11 protein-coding genes are annotated in these 15,339 nt (G+C 63.1%); 5 read left to right on the forward strand and 6 right to left on the reverse strand.

Annotated features, from left to right (window positions below; genetic code table 11):
- Both RJQ10_RS15695 and RJQ10_RS15700 read right to left on the reverse strand, forming a co-directional pair.
- On the reverse strand, positions 1–829 hold an 829-nt coding region (locus RJQ10_RS15695), incomplete at its 3' end, for a hydroxymethylglutaryl-CoA lyase (RefSeq protein WP_350148279.1).
- Complete coding sequence (locus RJQ10_RS15700; RefSeq protein WP_350148281.1) at positions 829–2,028, reverse strand: CaiB/BaiF CoA transferase family protein; 1,200 nt, start codon at positions 2,026–2,028, stop codon at positions 829–831. The genes RJQ10_RS15700 and RJQ10_RS15695, both read right to left, overlap by 1 nt.
- 271 nt (positions 2,029–2,299) lie before the next feature.
- On the opposite strand from RJQ10_RS15700, the gene RJQ10_RS15705 reads away from it, so the two are divergent.
- Entirely contained in the window at positions 2,300–4,192 is a 1,893-nt protein-coding gene (locus RJQ10_RS15705; RefSeq protein WP_350148283.1) for a sigma 54-interacting transcriptional regulator, read from the forward strand.
- 42 nt (positions 4,193–4,234) lie between these two features.
- On the forward strand, positions 4,235–5,848 hold the full coding sequence (locus RJQ10_RS15710; protein WP_350148285.1) for an AbgT family transporter: 1,614 nt from the start codon (positions 4,235–4,237) through the stop codon (positions 5,846–5,848).
- 120 nt (positions 5,849–5,968) lie between these two features.
- Here the strand turns inward: RJQ10_RS15710 and RJQ10_RS15715 are convergent, their stop codons facing one another.
- Together RJQ10_RS15715 and RJQ10_RS15720 are read right to left on the reverse strand one after the other, a co-directional pair.
- Positions 5,969–8,476: a TonB-dependent receptor gene (locus tag RJQ10_RS15715; RefSeq protein WP_350148287.1), complete on the reverse strand. Its 2,508-nt coding sequence runs from the start codon at positions 8,474–8,476 to the stop codon at positions 5,969–5,971.
- Between the two features lie 170 nt (positions 8,477–8,646).
- Positions 8,647–9,243: an isochorismatase family protein gene (locus RJQ10_RS15720; RefSeq protein WP_350148289.1), complete on the reverse strand. Its 597-nt coding sequence runs from the start codon at positions 9,241–9,243 to the stop codon at positions 8,647–8,649.
- Positions 9,244–9,510: 267 nt separating this feature from the next.
- Here RJQ10_RS15720 and RJQ10_RS15725 point away from each other — a divergent pair, with 267 nt between their 5' ends.
- The 3 genes from RJQ10_RS15725 to RJQ10_RS15735 all read left to right on the forward strand — a co-directional run bounded on the left by RJQ10_RS15725 (position 9,511) and on the right by RJQ10_RS15735 (position 14,314).
- Positions 9,511–10,677: an efflux RND transporter periplasmic adaptor subunit gene (locus RJQ10_RS15725; protein WP_350148291.1), complete on the forward strand. Its 1,167-nt coding sequence runs from the start codon at positions 9,511–9,513 to the stop codon at positions 10,675–10,677.
- The gene (locus RJQ10_RS15730) at positions 10,678–13,800 is read left to right on the forward strand and encodes an efflux RND transporter permease subunit (RefSeq protein WP_350148293.1); all 3,123 of its coding nucleotides are present in this window, start codon (positions 10,678–10,680) and stop codon (positions 13,798–13,800) included.
- 244 nt (positions 13,801–14,044) lie between these two features.
- On the forward strand, positions 14,045–14,314 hold the full coding sequence (locus tag RJQ10_RS15735) for a hypothetical protein (RefSeq protein WP_350148295.1): 270 nt from the start codon (positions 14,045–14,047) through the stop codon (positions 14,312–14,314).
- On the opposite strand, the gene RJQ10_RS15740 is transcribed toward RJQ10_RS15735, so the two are convergent.
- A complete protein-coding gene (locus RJQ10_RS15740; protein WP_350148297.1) occupies positions 14,315–14,602 on the reverse strand; it encodes a DUF1244 domain-containing protein in 288 nt (95 codons plus the stop codon).
- A gap of 23 nt (positions 14,603–14,625) precedes the next feature.
- Positions 14,626–15,339 (reverse strand): helix-turn-helix transcriptional regulator (locus tag RJQ10_RS15745; RefSeq protein ID WP_350148298.1); only part of this gene is annotated, 714 nt, incomplete at its 5' end.

The following is a 15,339-nucleotide window of genomic DNA, read 5'->3' on the forward strand; positions in this document are numbered from 1 at the left end:
GATCCGAGGCCAGCAGCAATTTTTCCAGGTCAACGCCGGTGGCGAACCCCATCTGCGCCAGCAACATCACGACATCCTCGGTGGCGACGTTGCCGCTTGCCCCGGGGGCGAAGGGGCAGCCGCCGAGGCCGGCGATGGAAGCGTCAAAATAACGGATACCGGACTCAAGTGCAGCATAGACGTTTGCCAGGCCCAGGGCCCGGGTATCGTGGAAATGACAGCCCAGGCGCTGCGGACCGTGGCTCGCTACCAGTCGGTGGGTGAGTTCCCGCACCTGTTGCGGGTTGGCAGCGCCTATGGTGTCCGCGACGACAAAGCGCGCCACCCCCAGCTGCAGGAAGCGCGCAGCCACATCGGCCACCAGCCCCGGATCAACCGGGCCGTCAAAGGGGCACTCGAAGGCTACCCCGATAGTGGCAATAACAGCGATACCGTCCTCGCGAGCGTGCTGCAATATGGCTTCGGTGACCGTATCTGCCTCGTCACGACCCATATTGACGTTCTTGCGTGCCATGCCCTCGCTGCCGTACAGCACCATGACCACGGTCTTCACTCCCGTGTCTCGCGCCAGCTCGTAACCTCGCAGGTTGGGGATCAGGGCGCTGTAGTGGCCACCGGGCAGACCTTGCAGGCCCGCCACCACGACATCGGTCCCGGCCATCGCCGGCACCGCTTTTGGCGACACGAAACTGCCGACTTCAATACTGTCCAGGCCCGCCTCACGGATACCGGCGATCAGCTGCAGGCGCTGCTGCGGATCGAGGATACGAGGCTGGTTTTGCAGTCCGTCGCGGGGGCCGACATCGTTGACAATCACTGCTTCTGGCATCAGGCGATGATCCCCTGGGCTCTCATGGTCTCGATCTCGGTTGCGTCCATCCCCAGCAACCCCGACAGTACCTCGCCGGTGTGCTGCCCCAGCAACGGTGCAGGCGTAAACGACTCCTCGCCGGTGCGGGACAGTTTGACCGGATTGCCGGGGCCGCGGGTGCTGCTGCCGTCCGGGTGCTTGAGCTCAACCACCATCTTGCGGTGCAAGACCTGCGGATCAGACAGCGCCGCACTGAAGCTGTTCACCGGTGCACAGGGTATGCGCTTTGCCTCGAGCTGGGCAATCCAGTATTCACAGCTGTTACTGGACAGGACCGCGTTGAGTTTCGCGTTGATGAACTCCCGGTCGGCATAGCGGCCGGGCTGGCCGTCGTATTTCGGATCGTCGAATTCCGGTACGGGCACCACAGTTTTCAGATTTTGCCAGAAATTGTCGGTAATCACGGCGATAACGATAAACCCGTCCGAGCAGGTAAATGTGTCGTAAGGCACGTGAACGAAGTGGGAATTGCCAATCGGGTAGGGATCCTCTCCCGAGAGAAAGTACATGGTGGCCATGTAGTTCAACATGGATATCTGGCAATCCAGCATGGAGATATCCACATGCTGGCCGCGACCGCTGCGCTCGCGCTCGTAGAGGGCCGCCAGCAGGCCCATGACACCGAACATGCCGCCGCCCAGATCACCGATGGGAATCCCGGCGCGCACCGGGTGGTCGCGATCGGGCCCGGTGATGGACATGCCGCCGCCGGTAGCCTGGGCCACCTGGTCAAAAGCCGGGCGCTGGTAGTTGGGGCCATCAGAGCCGAACCCGGAGACAGTGCAGGTAATGATGCGCGGGTTGATCGCGCTCAAGGTCTCGTAATCGATACCGAGACGCTCGGGGACACCGGCACCGAAGTTGCTGAGCACGATGTCCGACTGCTGCACCAGCTGATGAAACAGCTGAAGCCCGGCCTCGCTCTTCAAGTCGATGGCCACGCTTTTCTTGTTGCGATTGAGGGTAATAAAATAGGCCCCCATCCCACCCAGGGAATTCCTCGGGTCTTTGGCCAGCAGTTTGCGCGTGCCCTCCCCGGCAAGCGGCTCCACCTTGATGGTCTCTGCACCCAGGTCGGCCAGGATCATCCCCGCATAGGGCCCGGACAGCATATGGGTGAGATCCAGAATCCGTACCCCAGACAACGACTTGTTCAACGCAATGCCTCCTTTCCGCTATCGCTACCCTGACTACGTTAACTAAAGCAGGTCTCATGCCAACCCGGCGACCGGCCCCGGCGGGTACCACGGAAAATATTTTTTCCTTTATTTTTCAATGAGATGATCAGCCCGAACAATCTCTCATCTCGGCGATCTGCGGCCGCTGTGCCAATTTCAATATTTAATAATGAAATAAATTAATTCATACTGAGACAGTTGAAATATTACTGCCCCACAACATCAATGCAATTCCGGCGGAGATAGCCCCATGGACTGGCAGCTTGTCCAGCAGTACAAACCCACGGTGCTGGTGGTCGGTTTCAGGAAATTCAGCCAGCTGGTCAGCGTTGTCAGCCCTGAATTCAGCCCCCAAGCCCACATCGAGGTCCTCGACTTCGTGTTCGAGAAAGATGTGACGATCAACGACATCCTGCAGTACCAACACGCCGATGTGATCGTCAGCGCGGGATCCAACAGCGCCTACCTGCAGCAGCGCATCGACCTGCCGGTGCTGTCACTGGAAGTGACTGATCTCGACGTCCTCAACGCCGTGACCACTGCCGCCACCCTGCAAAGCCCCGTCAAGCTGATCAGCAGCGGAGATCACGCGGGGGTCATGGCCGCGCTGGAGCCCCTGCTGGGAGCTTCGGTAGAGCACAGCCGCTATGCCACCCCGGATGAAGCTCGGACCCTGGTCTATCTCGCCGTCAAGCAAGGCTACCAGTTGATTGTCGGGTCCAGCTATGTCTGTTCGCTGGCGGAGCAGGAGAATGTTCGCAGCCTGTTGCTGTATTCGCGCGAGTCCTGTCGCAAGCTGCTGCAGGACGCGGTGGCCACCGGCATTGCGGAGCGCACGAGGTACCTGGCGCGGCTGGCCGAAATAGCTGCACTGCCGGACAACAGCGTTGCCGCGCTGGTCATGGACGAGTCGGGAGACATGCTCGCCTATAATCCGGCACCGTTTGCGTGGCTGGGCTTGACCGGAGAGGCAGCGATCCTGCAAGCCGGCAGGGATATGCAAGACAGCCTAAAGGGGGGCCCAAGCACGGCCGTAACGGTCAACGGACGCGCCTGCATTGCGCGACGATTGCCACTCCCGGAAGGCGGTTACGTCGTGGCACTGCGACTTGAGCCGGAAGCGGGAACGGCCGCGATCGCTCGCACCGACCCCGGCACAGCCTTGGGACCCAACGCAGGCCGACGTCTCCTCTACGGGTCCCAGATCATGTCCCGCCTGGACAAACTGACCACCGCCTATGCGCAGACTGGCGCCACCGTGCTTGTCACCGGCGAGTCCGGCACCGGCAAGGAACTCATCGCCAGGGAAATCCACCGGCGCAGCCACTTCCACCAAGGGGAATTCGTGGCCATCAACTGTGGTGCGATCCCCGATGAACTGTTCGAGAGCGAATTGTTTGGCTTTGCCGAGGGGGCGTTCACCACCTCCCTCAAGGGAGGCCGCACCGGTCTCCTGGCGGCCGCCCAGGACGGCGTCTTCTTCCTCGACGAAATCAGCGAACTGCCGCTCAAGCAGCAGGCCAAAATCCTGCGGGTCATCCAGGAGCGCAGCCTGCGCCCGCTCGGCAGCAATCGGGAAATCCCCCTGAACGTGAAGTTCGTCTGCGCCTCGAACCAGGACCTGGCGAGGCTGGTAGCGGAGGGCCGCTTTCGGCAGGATCTGTTCTATCGCCTTAACGTGCTGACGCTTGACGTCCCCCCGCTGCATCGGCGTCGGTCTGACATCCTGCCCATAGCGCGCTGGATGCTGGCGGCCCAGGCCCGGCAATATGGCCTGAGTGCTAGCGCTGAGGATATCCTCGAAAGCCTCAGGGAACCCTTGCAGCGCTACCACTGGCCAGGCAACGTACGTGAACTCGAAAATGTTATTGAGCGCCTCACTGCCACCATGGTCAGTGAAGGTTCTGCACATCTTCTTGAGCGACTCCCGCAGATTGCGCCGGAACTGTGCGAGCAGAGCGCAGCGGCCCGGCAAACCCCCGGCAACGGCTCCCGGTCCGGTGCGGACAGCACCTCCCTTCGCGCAACCGAAATGAAGATGATCCGGGAGGCGCTGGAGCGCTTCGGCGGCAACAGGGCACGGACGGCGGAATATCTCGGCATCAGCACCACCACCCTGTGGCGGCGCCTGCGAGGCATGTGATAGCGTCCCTGACCACACAGCGAACAACACAGGGCCAGACCAGTGGCGACTACACCACCCCAGCAACAGGACACGCAGCCGCCGCAGGGGTGGTTTACCCGCTTCCTCAACACCGTCGAATGGCTGGGCAACCTGCTGCCGCACCCGGTAACCCTGTTTGCCTGCTTCGCAGTGGCGATCGTGCTGCTGAGCGGGATCGCTGCCTGGTTCGGCCTGAGCGTGGTCGATCCCAGGCCAGAGGGTATCCCCGGGCGCTCGGCGGACGGTGTCATCCGGGTTGTGAGCCTGGTCACCGTCGACGGTTTACAACGCATTGTCTCCAGCCTTGTCACCAACTTCACCGGCTTTCCGCCGCTGGGCGTTGTGCTGGTCGCCCTGCTGGGCGTCAGCATCGCCGAGCACTCGGGCCTGATCGGCGCCGCCATGCGCGGCCTGGTACTGGGAGCTGCCCCGCGCATGGTAACGGTGGCCGTGGTGTTCACCGGAATTGTCTCAAACACCGCATCGGAACTGGGTTACGTGGTCCTGATTCCCCTGGCAGCGGCGATCTTCCACTCCCTGGGACGCCACCCCCTGGCAGGCCTGGCGGCGGCTTTCGCCGGCGTTTCCGGCGGTTACAGCGCCAACCTGTTTATCGGTACCGTGGACCCCCTGCTGGCGGGCTTTACCGAGGCCGCCGCCCGCCTGCTCGACCCCGCCTACACCGTGGGCCCGGAGGCCAACTGGTTCTACATGATCGCCAGCACCTTCCTGATCACCACTCTGGGCGCTATCGTTACCGAGAAAATTGTTGAACCGAAACTCGGCGCCTACAACGACAGCGGCGCCAGCGTCGATCTCGACACGCAAAACCTGCAGCCGCTCAGCGCGCTGGAGAGGCGCGCCCTGAAAGGAGCCGGGCTGGCATTTATCGGCCTGCTCGCGTTGATCGCCCTCACTGTAGTGCCGGACTGGGGCGTTCTGCGCCATCCCGTTACCGGGGCGGTAGCCGGTTCCCCCTTCCTCAAGGGCGTGGTGGTCTATATCTTCGTCACCTTTGCCATTCCCGGCCTTGTTTATGGCCGTATCGCAGGCACTCTGCGCAATGACCGCGACGCCATCGATGCCATGGCCAAGGGCATGAGCTCCATGGGGCTGTACATCGTGCTGGTGTTTTTCGCCGCCCAGTTCGTCGCCTTCTTCGGCTGGAGCAATCTCGGCGCCATCTTCGCGGTCAAGGGCGCCACCTTCCTCCAGGAGCTGGGCCTGACCGGCCCCCTGCTGTTTCTGCTGTTCATCGCCATGTGCGGGTTCGTCAACCTGATGCTGGGTTCCGCATCCGCCCAGTGGGCCATCACCGCGCCGATTTTCGTACCCATGCTGATGATCATCGGCTACTCACCGGAAGTCATCCAGGCCGCCTATCGCATCGGCGATTCCGTCACCAATGTCATTACCCCCATGATGAGCTACTTCGGCCTGATCCTCGCGGTGGCCTGCCGCTATGAGAAACAGCTGGGTATCGGCACTCTGATCGCAATCATGCTGCCCTACTCCATGGTCTTCTTCATTGGCTGGAGCCTGCTGTTCTTCCTCTGGGTATTCGTGCTGGGCCTGCCGGTGGGGCCGGGCACCCCCACGTACTACAGCTTTGACGGGCTATCTGCCGGCGGATAACACCGCTGGGGATGGGTCCGCAGCCAGCGCCCGCCCGAGTACGGCGCCCGTTCGAGCGGGAAAGGGCGGGCAGAAAAAAGCCGGCTCCAGGGCCGGCTTTGCAACGTCACGCCAGTGGCGTCAGAAACTGTAACTGACATCCACACCATAGGTGCGCAGCGTAGACGGGTGATTGAAGGTCCCACCGAACTCTGGCGCCGGAATGAGTTCCTGCAGGTACTCCTCGTCAGTCAGGTTACGGCCCCATGCCGTGACGGTCCAGTTCTCACCCTCCAGCCCTACCCGCAGGCTGACGGTGTCGTAGGCGTCGCGGCTGGACTTGGAAAAGTCCTGATTGAACCCGGGGCCGAAAAACGCATTCCAGATGGTCGGCGTCTGCTCGCCCTGCAGGGTGTGGAACCACATTTCACCGGTGTACTGCCAGTCCACCCGCGCCACCAGATCGATTCCGGAGCCCACCGGGTACACCAGCTGGGCGCCGAGATTACCGGTGACATCCGGAGCCTGGGGCACGTCGTTACCGACCGACGCCGGCCGGTTGCGATTTTCCTTGATCTCCGAGTCCAGCAATCCGACGCCGCCGTACAGGGTCACCTGCTCGGTGGCGAAGAAGTTGAAGTCAGCCTCGAAGCCCTGAATGTACATCTCCTCGATCGTGGTCACCGCACGCAACAGGCCAAAGGGGCCCGCGAAGAACTCGAAAAACTGGTTGTCCTCGACGTCGGTACGGAACACCGACGCGTTCACCCGCAGGCGACGGTCCAGCCACTCGGTCTTGACCCCGATCTCCAGCGCTTCGGAAACCTCCTTGTCGTACTCGTCGCGCACCTGCAACTCGGCATCCACCGCCTCGCCCGGGCCGCCAAAGCCGGAATTGAACCAGAAAGACAGCAGGTCATCGGTGCCCACCGAGTTGAAACCGCCACTGCGGAAGCCGATACCATAGCTCGCGTATACGGTCATGTCGTCCAGCGGGCGCCAACTCCACGTCAGCTTCGGCTGCCACTGGCTGAAGCTGCGGCTGCGGTCGGGGATACCATTCGGGTTGCTGTCCAGCGCTGGATTGATCTTGCCCGGCAGGTTGATGTTCAGCCCCGATGCGTTCACGTTCGGCACCTGGTTGTCCACCTCACGCTGTTCGTGGTCATAGCGCACGGCGAGAGCAACCTCCATGGTGTCACTGAGATCGAACTCCAGCTGCCCATAGACCGAGCGCACACTGGTATCGAATTTGTCCCAGAACAACAAATCGGTGGGGTTGGGACCAGTGGGGCCGACGTAAGGCTGGCGAAGGAAGCCCTGGTTCTGGTCCGCGCCGTAGGCGACGACCACTTCACGCTTGATCTCGGCAAAATAGACCCCGCCAATCCAGCTCAGGGGGCCGGCGCTGTTGGAAACCAGCCGCAGGTCCAGGCTCAGGTCTTCCTGGTTGCGCTCCTGGTACTGGTAGCCGTCGCAGGACAATGCGGTGTAGGGCCCGTATACCCCCTGGAAATCAGTATCAGGGCCGGGGGGCAGCACGCCGAATGGCTGGAAGAACTCGCCAAACAGGTCCGGGCGGGTAAAACTGTTGAGTGCAGCGCGATCACTCTGGCAGGCAGGCGTGAGCTCATAGCCGTAAAAGGTAGCGCTGGTACCATCAGAGAGCAGGTACTCGTCGAGGTCACTGTAGGCAACGCTGGCCACCAGATCGGCAACGCCCAAATCCCAGTCCGCCTTGATGGCGAAATCCCTGGTTTCCTGTTCGTTCTCACCCGGCACGTTGAAAGTGAAGTTGAAGTCCAGGTCGTTCGGATCGGCGAAGAACTGCGGGCTGCCAAAAGCCGCCTCGAACTGGGGAATGGCAAATACCGCGTTGAAGTTGATGGCGCCGCCCTTGACTTCGGAATAGCCCGCGCGGAAGTCCAGAGTCAGGTCTTCGTTGACGTTCCAGACCATGCGGCCGCGCACGCTGTCGTCCTCGATGAAGTCCACCACGCCATCGCGCCCGGTAAAGCTGTTGCTGAAAGAACCGTCGTCGCGGCGGGAATTGAAGGCGACCCGGCCAAACAGGACATCTTCCACCAGCGGTCCGCTGATCGAGGCGCCCACCTTGCTGGCGTCCTGGTTGCCCAGGCCGCCGTTGACCTTGGCCTCGAACTCATTGTCCGGCTGGCGCGTGGTCACCAGGATCGCTCCGGCGACTGCGTTCCGACCGTAAAGTGCACCCTGGGGGCCTTTCAGGACCTCGATCTGCTGGACGTCGAACAACTCCTCGTTAAAGCTGTTCGGATTGGTGCTGAGCACCCCGTCCACCACATAGGCAAACGTTGATTCGGCATCCCGGGTGGAGACAATACCGCGGATGCTGACCTGGGTATCGCCCACGTTGGCAGTGTCAACGAGGGTGACATTGGGTATCAAGCCGATATAGTCCCCCGCCCGCTCAACCCCGGCACGCTGCAGGGTCTGCTCATCAATGGCGGTAATGGCGATCGGGACCTCCTGCAGGTTTTCCGCCCGCTTCCGCGCCGTCACGACCACTTCCTCGATCGTGAACGCGCCGCCCTGTGCCTGGACCAGGGGCACAGACCCCCACGCCGCTGTCGCGGCCACCGCCGCCGCAATATATTTCCTGCTCGTCTTCATGCTGTCTCTCCCCAAAACCCAATCGTCCCCGTCAGGACACGCCGGTGGCAGCCACTGCCTCCGCGCACCATCTACATACTACTTGTATTTTCTTCAACTAGATCACTGACCCTGAAGCTATTTCTTCCCCTGAGTATAGCTTTAACCGCGTAAAGCGACGGGGAGTGCCCTCAGTCCAACTCCGCCAGCTGCGCCAACAAGGCATCCAGACCCACCACATCGGCATACTTGGCCTGCATATCGTGGAGATTGGCCCGGTGGGCATCCAGGTTGCGGTCACCGACCGCCTCTGTGACCACCACCACCCGGTAATCATACTGCAGGCCATCGACTACCGTGGCGCGCACACAGCCGCTGGTGGTGAGACCGGTAACCACCAGGGAATCGACCCCGCGCGCCTGCAATTGCTCGTTGAGGCCAGTGCCGTGAAATGCGCTGGCCCACTGCTTTTCGACCAGCACGTCACCGTCTGCAACAGTCAATGCCGGGTCCACCTCGACCCAGGGCGAGCCGGGTTGCAGAATATCGAGTGCCGGCACGCGGTCGCGAAAAACCCGCGCCTGGGACTGGTTATGGTAGACCACGGTGGTGAAGAACACCGGCAGGCCACGGGCGTGGAAAGCCTGCAGCAAAGCCTCGTTGGCGGCGACGACCGATCCGCTTTCCGCGCCCAGGGGGCAGGCGGGATCGGTAAATCCCCGCACCATGTCCACCAGCACCAGCGCAGGCCGCTTGCCAAGCCCCAACTCTCTTCGATCCAGGTCCATGTTTTGCTTCCAGTTCTGTCGTGATTGCGGGTCGATATTGGCGCGCAGCATAGCGCGACCCGCGCCGCAGGTCATGCCTGCGGCACGCACAGGTACCGCAGCGCCGTCCGAATCCGCGGTTTCACTGTGAAATAATCACAAACAACTTGCGGCCAGGACTGTCCAGTCCGTTACATGGGAAGCCATTGCCGGCACGCAATCACAAGGCGTCAGCGCTCAGGTGGTCCATACATTGCTCCGCAGGAAACGGCAGCTCAGGTACCAGGCATGACTTTTACAATAACAAGGGCACTCGCCCCACTGCTGGTTATCATCACAGGCGTTGCCGGCTACGCGCTGCTCCACGCCACCGCCCCGCAACCCGCCCAGGAGGAAGGCAGGGCCCGCCCGGTCAGCGTCTTTACCGCAGCCGTGCGCAGTGACAACCTGACCCTGGAAGTGACAACCCAGGGTGAGGTGCGCGCGGCAACAGAGCTGGACCTGGTGGCCCAGGTCGGTGGCCGCATTGTCGCGGTTGCCCCGGAATTTACCGAGGGCGGCCGCATCACTGCCGGTGACGCCCTGGTCACCATAGAGGATGTCGACTACCGCCTGGCCCTGAGTGAAGCCAGAGCCAGCGTCGCGGCAGCGGAAGTGCGCCTGCAGCAGGCCCGGGCGGACGCCGAGGTTGCCCGCAAACAGCTGCGCGACGACCCGTCAGCCTCTGATCTCGCACTCAAGAAACCCCAGCTGGCGGAGGCGCACGCCAACCTGAAGGCAGCCAGGGCGCGCCTCGAACAGGCTGAGCTCAACCTCGAGCGCACCCGCATCGACCTGCCGTTCAACGGCCGCCTGCTCAGCACCCGCGTCAATATTGGCCAGTACGTGACCCCGGGCAGTATTCTGGGCCGCGCCTTCGCCACCGACCGGGTCGAGATTCGCCTGCCCCTGAGCGACGACCAGCTCGCCGCCCTGGACCTGCCGATAGGCTACACTGCCGACCCTGGCGCCGCCCGCAGGGTGACTCTGCGCGCCAGCGTCGCAGGCCGCCAACACACCTGGTTCGGACGCCTGCTGCGCCTGGACGCCGCGGTAGACCCCGGTTCTCGAATGCTGTTTGCCATGGCTGAAGTGAATGACCCCTACGGCAGCGGCGCCTCTGATCACGGCATGCCTCTGGCCACGGGGCTGTTCGTGGAGGCGGTCATTCCCGGGCGCCAGCTCTCGCAGGCGCTGCTGATTCCACCCGCAGCCCTGCGCGCGGGCAACAAGGTGCATGTGGTGGATGCCGACGGCCGCTTGCAGACCCGCGCGGTTGAAGTCGTCTCCCGCGGTGACGAGGTGGTGGTCATAGCTGCGGGGCTGCAAGCCGGGGAACAGGTCATCGTATCCACCATCCGCAATCCGGTACAGGGCATGGCCGTGGTAGCCATGTCCACTGCGGAAGCACTGTAGATGGAGCGTTTCATCCGCTGGTGGGTGTTGAACCCCGTGGCGTCAAATCTGTTGATGCTGGGCATCCTGCTGGCCGGGGGACTGGGGTTTGTCGCCATGGAGCGGGAAGCGTTTCCGCAGATCGCGACCAACCAGGTGCAGGTAGAGGTCACCTGGCCCGGCGCCGCGCCCCAGGAAGTCGAAGAACAGGTTATCCTCCGGATCGAGGAGTCGCTCAAGGACCTGGACAACGTGCGCCGGGTCACCGCCACTGCGTCGGAGGGTCTTGCCAGGCTGGACGTCGCAACCTGGCCCGGCATAGACCTCGACAGCTTCCTCAACGAGGTCAAGAACCGGGTCGACGCGGTAACCGCCCTGCCCCGCGATATCGAGCCCCCGCGGGTCAAACGCAGCGAAAACCGGGAAGAAATGATCCGCGTGGCAGTCCACGGCCACGTCAGTGAGCGCGAGTTGACCCGCCTCGCGGAGGAGTTGCGCAACGACGTCGCAGCCCTGCCCTGGATATCCATAGTCGAGCTCTTTGGCACCCGCCGCGAGGAGGTCACGATTGAGCTGGCAGAGGAGTCCATCCGCCGCTACGGACTGAGTTTTGACCAGGTCGCAGACGCCATCCGCGGCAGCTCCATCAACCTCTCATCGGGACAATTGCGGACGGCCACCGGCGACGTGCGCCTGCGGGCCCGCAACCTGGCTGACAGCAGCGAGGAATTCAGCAATATCATCCTGCGCCAGGATGCCGCCGGCGCCACGGTACGTATCGGGGATGTGGCGCGGGTGGTGGACGGTTACGAGGAGAACGAGATCCTCGCCACCATGAATGGTGAGCCCGCCGTCCTGATCCAGATGCTCTCCACCGACAACATGCAGGTGGTCAAGGCCAGCGACGCGGTGAGGGCCTGGATGGAGCAGACCCGGCCGCACCTGCCCGACGGCATAGAGCTGACACTCTGGTTCGACACAGCTGATATCTACAAAAGCCGCATGTCGACGATCCGCGACTCGGCCTGGCTGGGCCTGGCACTGGTATTCCTGGTGCTGATCCTGTCGCTGCGGCCGAAAGTGGCGCTGTGGGTCACGGCCGGTATCGCGGTAGCCTTTATCGGCACCTTTTCGCTGCTGCCGGCCAACGACGTTTCGCTCAACGTCATGTCGACCTTCGCCTTCCTGCTGGTGCTGGGCATCGTGGTGGATGACGCCATCGTGGTGGGCGAGAGTATTCATCACGAGGCCCACCAGCGCGGCGGCGGGGCGGAATCCGCAGTGGCCGGCGCCCACGCGGTGGCGCGGCCGGTGATCTTCGCCGTGCTGACGACCATGATCGCCTTTGCACCCTGGTTTTTCCTCGATATCGAGGGCGGACAGATGACCCGCCAGTTCTCTATCGTCATCACCGTGGCCCTGACGATCTCGCTGATCGAGGCCTTCTGCATCCTGCCCTCCCACCTCCGCCACCTGGAACACAGGGAGCACCTGGGGCGCTGGCGGCAGCGGCAAAAACAGCTGGAAGAGAGCATCGTTACCTTTGCCAACACCCGGTATCGGAGCCTGCTGCGCCACGCAACCCGCCACCGCTACCTCACAACCAGCCTGTTCGCCGCCGCTTTCCTGCTGAGTCTCGGCGTCTTCACCGCCGGCTGGGTCAAATTCACCTTCTTCCCGGAAGTGCAGAACGAGCAGATTCATATCAATGTGGTGATGCCCAGTGGCGCCCCCTACTCCAGGGCCCTGGCGGTGCTGGAGCAGCTGCAGGTAGCGGAGAAGGCGCTGATTGCAGAGGTCGAGGCCGAGGCTGCGGCCAGTGGCGGCAAGCATTCCCTGGTGGAAGGCTGGTACACGCGCTCGCGCCGGGACAGTGTCATCGCCATAGTGAAACTGTCGCCGCCAGAACAGCGCGCAATGTCTGCCAGGGAGGCGGCAGAGCGATTCCGGGCGCTGGTGGGGGATGTCCCCGACGCGGAAGAAATCCAGGTGAGCTACACCCTCAATGACCAGGGCGCGGCGATCACCTGGGTGCTGCGCCATCGCGACATGGATCTGCTGCAGGCGGCCAGCAATGAACTGCAGTCCCGGCTGCGCAGCTACAGCGGTGTCTATTACGTCCGTGACAGCCTGCGCGCGGGCGCCGATGAGATCCACCTGCAACTGCGTCCGGGGGCGGAAAAAATGGGCGTCAACCTGGCGGAGGTCTCGCGCCAGGTTCGTCAGGCCTATTACGGCGAAGAAGTTCAACGCCTGCCGCGAGAGTATGGCGATGTGCGGGTAATGGTGCGCTACCCCGTGGAACTGCGGGAAAACCTGGGCAGCCTGGACAATTTCCGGGTGCGCACCAGCGATGGTCGCGAAATACCCCTGTTATCGGTTGTGGAGGTCGAGGTCACCAGCGCGGTCGAGCGCATTCAGCGCCGGGACGGAGAACGCATGGTGGCGATTTCCGCCGAGGCGGCGCCGGAACTGGTCAGCGACATCAACAGCGACTTGCGCGATCAGTTCCTGCCCGGACTGCAGGAGCGCTACCCGGACCTGGTGGTGCTGCGCGGTGGCCAGCAGGAAACCGAGGAGGAATTTTTCAACGAGATCATTGCGCTCTACGCCATCGCCCTGTTCGTAATGTATGCCCTGATCGCGGTGGCGTTTAGCTCCTATGCCCTGCCGCTGTTGATCATGACTGCGATTCCCTTCGGTTTCATGGGCGCGGTGTTCGGCCACCTGCTGTTCGGTACCCCGATGGCCCTGTTCTCATATTTTGGTATCGGCGCCGCCGCGGGGGTTGTCGTCAACGACAACCTGGTTCTGGTGGACTACATTGGCCGCCTGCGCGAGCGCGGCACGGCAGGCCTGGAGGCGGTGGTTGAAGCGGGTGTAGCCCGCTTCCGCCCCATCCTGCTGACCACGACAACCACCTTCGTCGGCCTGATCCCGATCATGGCCGAGCGTTCCACCGATGCCCAGTTCCTCAAACCGGCGGTGCTGTCACTGGCGTTCGGGGTACTATTTGCCCTGCTGGTCACCCTGCTGATGGTGCCCGCGCTGTACCTGGTGGGGGAGGATTGCAAAACCCTGGCAGGCAAGTTGTGGCGGCGGCGCGAGCGGCCACCGCCGACAGCAACTGCCAGGGATGGCTGAGAGACCTGCGCGGCCCGGCCTGCGCGGCCCGGCCTGCGCGGCCCGGTAAAATTAACAGTGGCCGCAATTGTATTGTCATATCCAGCCGCTATGATGCTCCCCGCTGGCTGGCACGGACCTTGCTGGATCAGCTGTACTGGGGGCGTAAAGCCGGTTTGACCGGCGCCGCACCCCCTGAAGCGCACTGCGGCGGTGCAGGCTTGCACCGTCACGGTGCCAACCCATTGCCAGAGAGAACTCGACGATGCCTCAGTCCACGCTTGAACCGGCACCTCTGCAGCGAGCAGTCGCCGACCTGGTAGTCGCGGAAATGTTGCTGCTGCATGCAACTGTGGAAAGCGTGTCCGTCATCGGCAAGGGCGTACGGCAGCTGGGCCGCCACCTGGTCGCGGCTCCCTCCGACCCGGAGCAGCCGGTCGGCTCCATTGCCGCCCTGCTGCGGACCACCGCAGGCCGCGCCCTGGAACCCTACAGCACCCGGCTCAGCTACCTGCGCCAGCTGCAGGACCTGTAGTCAGTCTGGCTGTGACGCCTTGAACGCGGCCAGCTGTTCCGCGCTGGCGGGCTGCTGGTACTTCGCCTTCCAGTCGCTGTAGGGCATGCCGTAGATTCGCTCCCTGGCTTGCTCATCCGCTACTGCCTCCCCCGTCTCCGCAGCTGCCTCGACATACCATTTCGCCAGGCAGTTGCGGCAGAAGCCCGCCAGGTTCATCAACTCGATATTCTGCACATCCTTGCGACTGTCGAGATGGGCAAGCAGGCGGCGGAAGACAGCGGCTTCAATCGCGTCGGTGTTGGTCATGGATCACACTCCGTATCAGGAAATCATTCGCCCATGGGGGCGACACTGCTGAGGATCAACTGTACCAGACGGGTCTGGCGGGTCACGCCGGTCTTGGCAAAAACCGCGCTCAGGTGGGATTTGCCAGTGTTGCGGGATACATGTAATTGCTCACAGGCCTCGTCCAGGGTCGCCCCTGCGGCCAGCAGCAGGCTGAGGTTGGCCTCGGCCCGGGTCAGGCTGAACAGCGTCATCAGGATTTGCGCAGGCGCCTCCCGGGGATGCAGGGGATCCGAGACAAAAATCGCCACCGACGGGTTGCGGCTGCCGTCTGGAGCGGCCACCAGCGGCAGGGGACGCAGCAGCATGCCGGGGCCCGGGGCGTCACCGGACGCAAGGCGCAGGGCTTTCACCAGTCCGGGTTCGCCGCGCAGATGGGCCTGCATCACGTCGTCCAGACAGGTGCGAAACGCGCGCTGGTCGCTCCTGTTCAGCAGCCGCAGCTGGCCGTCCTCCGCGGTCAGCCAGCGCCCCTCGGCCAGCAGCCGGTCCGCAGCTTTGTTGCTGTGGCGAATGCGCGCGCGCTGATCAAGGATAAACGCGGCCAGTGCCATGCGATCAACCGCGGTGGCAAACAGGGACCGCTCGCTCTCCACCCGGGCGATGCGTGCCTGCAGGCGGATGGTCTGCTGGATATGCGGGAGCAGGCGCAGGCACAGCGCCCTCTCGGCGGCGGAAAAATTCTCGCGGCCGATGAT

The organism is Haliea sp., from assembly GCF_040222615.1.
Taxonomy (GTDB): Bacteria; Pseudomonadota; Gammaproteobacteria; order Pseudomonadales; family Halieaceae; genus Haliea.